Here is a 6,305-nt window from a genome sequence, read left to right as displayed (position 1 = left end):
CTTGAACAAGATCGCCAGACGTCTCAACGAAAGACCTCGTAAGACCTTGGGCTTCCAGACGCCAGCCGCTAAGCTGAGCCAAGCCGTTGCGTCGACGGGTTGAACTCACCGGATGGTTGCTTGAAAACTAAGAATATCTTAGTATGCAACATAGGGTACATGCGCCATCCTTACGGTATTGCCATAGGGTGCGCGTGTGCGCGGCAAGCCAATCTTTGCACTAGAGAGCGGCGATACCAGTAGTGGGCGATGGCAGTTCATTGCCGAGGCCGACCCTCTCTACGACGGCTTGGGTCCATCCGCAGCTGCGCCCGTTGGGCAGAAAAGGCCCTCGCGATAACTTTCGGTCACTTGCTGTCGGATCGGACCCTTAAAGTTCAGCCAAGCGGGGCCGCTAAGGGGAGGAATATCGATAAAAATTCTACAGGATTGCGAGATGCGCTCATTCTTAAAGCAGGCACGGGCCCGAAGCCGTTTTCTTGTCGGGTGCCAGGATGAGCGTTCTCAAATTACTGCCGTCAATCGCGTGATGGCCGTCATCGAGTTTGATCTGGAGGGCAGAGTCCTGCACGCCAACCAGAACTTCTTGAACATCATGGGCTACAGTCTTGATGAGCTCAAAGGACAGCATCACAGCATGTTTGTGCCGCCATCAGAACGTATCGATGGCGACTACCGGACATTCTGGGACAGTCTCCGAGCCGGGAACTTCGAAGCTCGTCGTTTTCGCCGCGTTGGAAAAGGCGGACGAGAAGTGTGGTTAAACGCTTCATATAACCCGCTTCTGGACAAAGCTGGAAAGCCATACAAAGTCGTCAAGTACGCGACTGACATCACCGATCAGATGCATCGAACGAGTGAGTACGAAGGGCGCATTGATGCTATCGACAAAGTTATGGCTTCAATTGAGTTCTCGCTGGAGGGGACTATCCTGAGCGCCAATCAGAATTTTCTAAATACGATGGGTTATCGATTGGATGAGATCCAGGGCAGGCATCACAGCATCTTTGTCGATCTCAACACCAAGAATTCTGAGGGGTACGCTGAATTCTGGCGGAAACTCAGTCAAGGAAGGTTTGATGCCGGTCGCTACAAACGAGTGGCAAAAGGGAATCGGGATGTCTGGATACAGGCTTCGTACAATCCTGTACTAGATTCTTCAGGCTTGCCGTACAAGGTGATTAAGTACGCTACCGACATTACAGAACAGGTGACGATCTCTGCGGATGCAGAGGGGCGCATAAAGGCAATCGGAAAAGTCATGTCAGTCATCGAATTCTCGATGAGCGGACTGATACTCGATGCCAACGAGAACTTCTTGGCTGCGATGGGCTATCGGCTAGACGAGGTTCGCGGAAAGCATCACAGCATTTTTGTGGATGCAGACTATGGGCGCTCGGAAGAATATCGAAATTTCTGGGGAAAGCTAGGGCGTGGTGAATACGATGTTGGTCGGTACAGGCGCCTCGGAAAGCTCGGTCAGGAAATATGGATCCAAGCTTCCTACAATCCGATTTTTGACGCTTCCGGACATCCATTTAAGGTAGTTAAGTATGCAACGGACGTGACAGAGCAAGTCCGCTCCGCCCACGAAATGCGTCAACTGGTGATTCAAGCCACGGATATCGCACAGAACGTGCGTACCGCTGCTCGTGGCATCGCTGCTAGCAACCATGATCTGGCAGGACGCTCTATGTCTCAATCTGAGTTTGTCCGCCAGACTTCAGAGTCGATTGAAGGATTAGCCCACAATGTGCGCGCCAACTCCCAACATGCTGACGATGCCCGCCAGGTAGCCAAGAACTCTGCGGATGCCGCTAAGCGTGGAGTCGCAGTGATCTCGGAAGTCGTTACGACTTCAGAAGAGATTAGGGCAGCCAACGAGCGCATGGCGCAAATAATCGGAGTCATTGACGGCATCTCGTTCCAAACCAATATTCTTGCGTTAAATGCAGCCGTGGAAGCGGCTCGCGCAGGAGAGCAAGGGCGAGGATTTGCCGTGGTGGCGCAGGAAGTCAGAAGCCTGGCGCAACGCTGCAGCGTTTCTGCTAAGGAAATACGCGACCTGATTGGAAGCGCTAGAGATCAAGTGACTGATGGAACGCGCTTGACCATGCAAGCCGGCAATGTCATGCAAGAAGTTCTCGGCGCTGTTCTCAAAGTAACGGCAACCGTCGAACAGATTGCGGGCGCGAGTCAGCAGCAGAGTGAAGGCGTTCAGAGCGCCAACCAAGCATTGCAAGCAATCAACAAGCGCGTTCAACAGGACACGCGTCTGATCGATGGGATTTCTTGCTCTGCCCGGGCATTAGAGGCGCAGGCTGAGGCGCTTTTCAGTATGGTCGCGAGCAGTGGAGGGGCATCGAACAGTGACTCTTCTAACATCGCTTCTTCTGCTGCCTAGAAATTTAGTAACTGAGTTGGATCGCTGATCTTCGCTAAGAACTAATGCCGCTGGACTGTATGGATACGCTATGTCTGGAACTTACAATGATATTCTGGTTCTACTTTCGCTTCTTGTAGCAATTCTCGCTTCCTACACTGCATTGGACATGGCAGGCCGGGTGGCTGCAACTAAGGGCGTCGCGTCGCGCTGGTGGTTGATCGGCGGCTCCCTTGCGATGGGCCTAGGCATTTGGTCGATGCATTTCGTCGGGATGTTGGCGTTCGACTTACCGATACCGCTCGGTTACGACCTTGCCATTACACTTTATTCGATGATTGCCGCGATCGGCGCGTCGGTTTTCGCGCTCTGGCTGGTCTCCAGGCCCAAGCTCCCGGTTAGCAGGCTGATGCTTGGCGCGACCCTTACGGGGCTCGGCATCGCGATGATGCACTACCTGGGCATGGCTGCGCTTCAGATGCAGCCCGGAATAGAGTACGACCCCACTTGGTTCGTCTTGTCCATTTTGATCGCAATCGCAGCGTCAGGCACCGCGCTATGGATTGCCTTTCGTCTTAGAGCAGGTGCGCGCGGACAATACCGTTGGCGCTTTGTTGCGGCCGTGATCATGGGGCTTGCGATCGTAGGCATGCACTACACTGGCATGGCTGCTGCGCGGTTCTTGCCGGGCAGCTGGTGCGGTGCAGCGCGTGATGGTGGTGTGCCAGCACATTGGCTGGCAGTCTTGGTAGTTGTCACTACGGTCGCGATTATGGGAGTTGCATTGATCGTATCGGTGCTGGATCGCCAAATGCATCTAAGAACGCGCCATCTTTCCAGGTCGTTGGCGCGTGCACACGATCAACTCGTGCAGGCCGCTCTACATGATCCGCTGACAAGGCTTCCCAATCGCGTTCTCCTTCAGGATCGACTTGAACAGTCTATTGAGAAGGCACAGCGAAAACGCGAACAGTTTGCTGTCATGTTTCTTGATTTGGACGGATTCAAGAGCATAAACGACGCCTATGGTCACCAAGCCGGTGATGCCCTTCTCCTGAGCGTCGCTGAACGGATCCGCGAATTGCTTCGAAGCCAAGACACTTTTTCGCGCATGGGCGGCGATGAGTTCGTCTTGATCGTGCCCACCAGTGATTCTCAGGATGCTGCTGTTGTAGCTCAGAGGATAATCGACACAGTAGCCCTCTCTATTAGTATCGAGTCTGCTGAAGTGCATGTCACAGCTAGCATTGGCGTGGCTATGTATCCTTCCGACGGAGCCACTGAGCGAGAGCTAGTGGCACATGCCGACGCAGCGATGTACCACACTAAGAACAATGGCAGGAACGGATATACGTTCTATTCGCCTTCCATGAACGTCAGCGCTCATCAACAGCTTGAGCTTTTGAGCGACCTACGAAGGGCCATAGATCGTAAAGAACTTGTTCTACATTACCAGCCAAAATTCGCCGGCCCAGATTGCTCGTTGGTTGGCTTGGAAGCACTTGTCCGTTGGTGTCATCCAGAGCATGGTCTCTTGCAGCCAAGTGAATTTATTCCAGTCGCGGAGCGCAGCGGGTTGATTCTGGCACTGGGCGACTGGGTTCTGAATGAGGCTTGTCGGCAAACAAGGGAATGGAAGAACGATGGATACCAGGTTCCGAGTGTGGCGATCAATCTATCGCCGCTTCAGTTCTCTTCAGCCGCCCTTATCGATACGGTAAGGATGGCATTAGAAAGCAATAATCTTGGCCCTGGTTTGCTTACGCTCGAGATTACAGAGACGACGGCCATGCGCGATGCCGACGCAACTTTGAGGGTCTTGGACGAACTTACGGCAATGGGTGTACAGATTGCTATCGATGATTTCGGTACCGGCTATTCAAGCCTCCTGTATCTGAAGCGATTGCCTGCAACAGAGCTAAAAATCGATCGCGCCTTCATCACCGATCTGGAATCGAACTCTGAAGATGCTGCCATCGTTGCCTCAATAGTTGCGTTGGGGCGAGCGCTGAATCTACGTGTTGTTGCAGAGGGTGTAGAAACCCAAGGGCAGCGCGAACATCTCAAACAGCTGGGCTGCGATGTGTATCAAGGTTACTTATTGTCGCGCCCCCTAGAGCCGAATCAACTAACGCATCTGTTTGCAAACGTTCGCTCAAAGGGCTGAGTGGTATCAGTGCCCTTAGCACTTCAGTGAGAGGTTCATAGCTGCCGGCTCTGACCTCTTCGCTGACTGAATCGCCCAGGCTTTTGTAGACACTCTTCAGCCGTTTAGTGCGTACTGCCGTTCAAACTCTATCGGGGACAGGCCGCCATTGGAACCGTGTCGCCGTGTCGGGTTGTAAAACATCTCGATGTACTGGAAGACATCGGCGCGTGCCTCGTCGTGATTGCTGTAGATCCGCCGCTTAATCCGTTCGCGTTTCAACAGCTGGAAGAAGCTCTCCATTGCTGCGTTGTCGTGGCAATTTCCTCGTCGGCTCATGCTGCATACGATGTCGTGCTCACGCAGGAAGCACTGCCAGTCTTCGCTGGTGAACTGCGTTCCTTGGTCAGAGTGCAGAAGCAAACCTGGAGCGGGTTTGCGCCTCCAAACCGCAGCGAGCAGCGCTTGCAGAACCAAGTCGGTGTGCTGCGTGGGGCGCGTCGCCCAACCCACCACCTGGCGTGAGAACAGATCGAGCACAACGGCTAAGTACATGAAGCCGTCGTAGGTTCGGATGTAGGTGATGTCCGTTACCCATGCGCGATTCGGTTCACTTACTTTGAAACCGCGCGCCAAGACGTTCTTTGCCACTGAGCCCACGGGCCCACTCAATGGGCGCGGTCTACGGCCATAGCCAACCATCGCCCGAAGCCCTTCGTTCTTCATCAATCGCGCTACGCGATGCCTGCTACACGTCTCCCCTAGCTCGCGAAGATCCGAAGTGATCTTGCGATGTCCGTAGACCGAGCCACTCTCAAGCCAGCTGTGCTTGATCAGTCCAAGCAGTCGTTGGTCATCCCGTTCGCGGGGGCTTGTCGGGCCTCGAAGCCAGGCGTAGTAACCGCTGCGATGGACACTCAGTACCCGGCACATGGCTGCCAACCCGAACTGATCCACATGGCACTTCATGAAGGCGTACTTTGCTCTTACCCCTTGGCAAAGTACGCGGCGGCTTTTTTTAGGATGTCTCGCTCTTCAGTGACGCGACGCAACTCAGCCTTAAGTCGACGAACCTCAGCGTTCTGGTCCTGCTCAACGCGACGCCCCACCTCTCCCTGGCCGTGCTGACGTCTCCACCCATACAAGCTATGGACCGACACACCTAGTCGCTCAGCCACCTCAGCTACCGGTCGGCCGTACTCGACAATCTGTCGAACCGCCTCGATCTTGAACTCATCCGTGTAACGCTTCGTGCTCATAACCACCTCCGCCTAAGCCATAGTTTATGGCTGCGAGGTGTCTACGAAATCCTGGGAACTCCAGACTGACCTCTAGCGGTAGATGCCAATTTGGTACCAATTGGCGTATGTGGCCAAGATCGACGTCCCCCCGGTTTTGAGTAGCACGGCGAATTGGAGTCCAATCCCACCTGACCAGGAGATTGGACGTGAAGAAACGCTTTTCCGAAGAACAGATCATCGGTTTCCTGCGTGAAGCCGACGCCGGCATGGCGGTCAAGGACTTATGCCGCCGACATGGCTTCAGCGAAGCCTCGTACTACCTGTGGCGCAGCAAGTTCGGCGGCATGAGCGTGTCCGATGCCAAGCGGCTCAAGGCTGAGCTGCGGCGGGTGACCGAGGAGCGCGACATCCTAAAAAAAGCCGCGGTGAGTTCAACCCGTCAATGCAACATGATCAACAGTTGCACTGATAGGAGCGAACGATATGGCAAGGATGGGGCGGCCCGGCATGTCTCGAGCCCAGAAGCGAGATCTAT

4 protein-coding genes are annotated in these 6,305 nt (G+C 54.3%); 3 read left to right on the top strand and 1 reads right to left on the bottom strand.

Annotated features, from left to right (window positions below):
* Positions 1–529: 529 nt before the first annotated feature.
* Complete coding sequence (locus ACVOLS_RS21180; protein ID WP_180872587.1) at positions 530–2,404, top strand: methyl-accepting chemotaxis protein; 1,875 nt, start codon at positions 530–532, stop codon at positions 2,402–2,404.
* A 70-nt stretch (positions 2,405–2,474) separates the two neighbouring features.
* Complete coding sequence (locus ACVOLS_RS21175) at positions 2,475–4,550, top strand: putative bifunctional diguanylate cyclase/phosphodiesterase (RefSeq protein WP_180872588.1); 2,076 nt, start codon at positions 2,475–2,477, stop codon at positions 4,548–4,550.
* 96 nt (positions 4,551–4,646) lie between these two features.
* Here ACVOLS_RS21175 and ACVOLS_RS21170 read toward each other — a convergent pair.
* Positions 4,647–5,788 (bottom strand): IS3 family transposase gene (locus tag ACVOLS_RS21170; RefSeq protein ID WP_121363484.1). Its coding sequence is split into 2 segments (ribosomal slippage): positions 4,647–5,551 and positions 5,551–5,788, totalling 1,143 coding nucleotides; the frame shifts between segments, so codons are not numbered across the junction.
* A gap of 248 nt (positions 5,789–6,036) precedes the next feature.
* Here ACVOLS_RS21170 and ACVOLS_RS21165 point away from each other — a divergent pair.
* Positions 6,037–6,305: transposase (locus ACVOLS_RS21165; protein WP_481547263.1), on the top strand; the 269-nt coding region annotated here is incomplete at its 3' end.

The sequence above is a fragment of the Stenotrophomonas sp. STEN038 genome (assembly GCF_056759895.1).
This window is presented reverse-complemented; position numbering and strand designations above follow the sequence as displayed.

Coding starts and splice junctions, on each gene's coding strand:
- ACVOLS_RS21175 (WP_180872588.1), top strand. CDS start 2,475: ATGTCTGGAACTTACAATGATATTCTGGTTCTACTTTCGCTTCTTGTA.
- ACVOLS_RS21180 (WP_180872587.1), top strand. CDS start 530: ATGGCCGTCATCGAGTTTGATCTGGAGGGCAGAGTCCTGCACGCCAAC.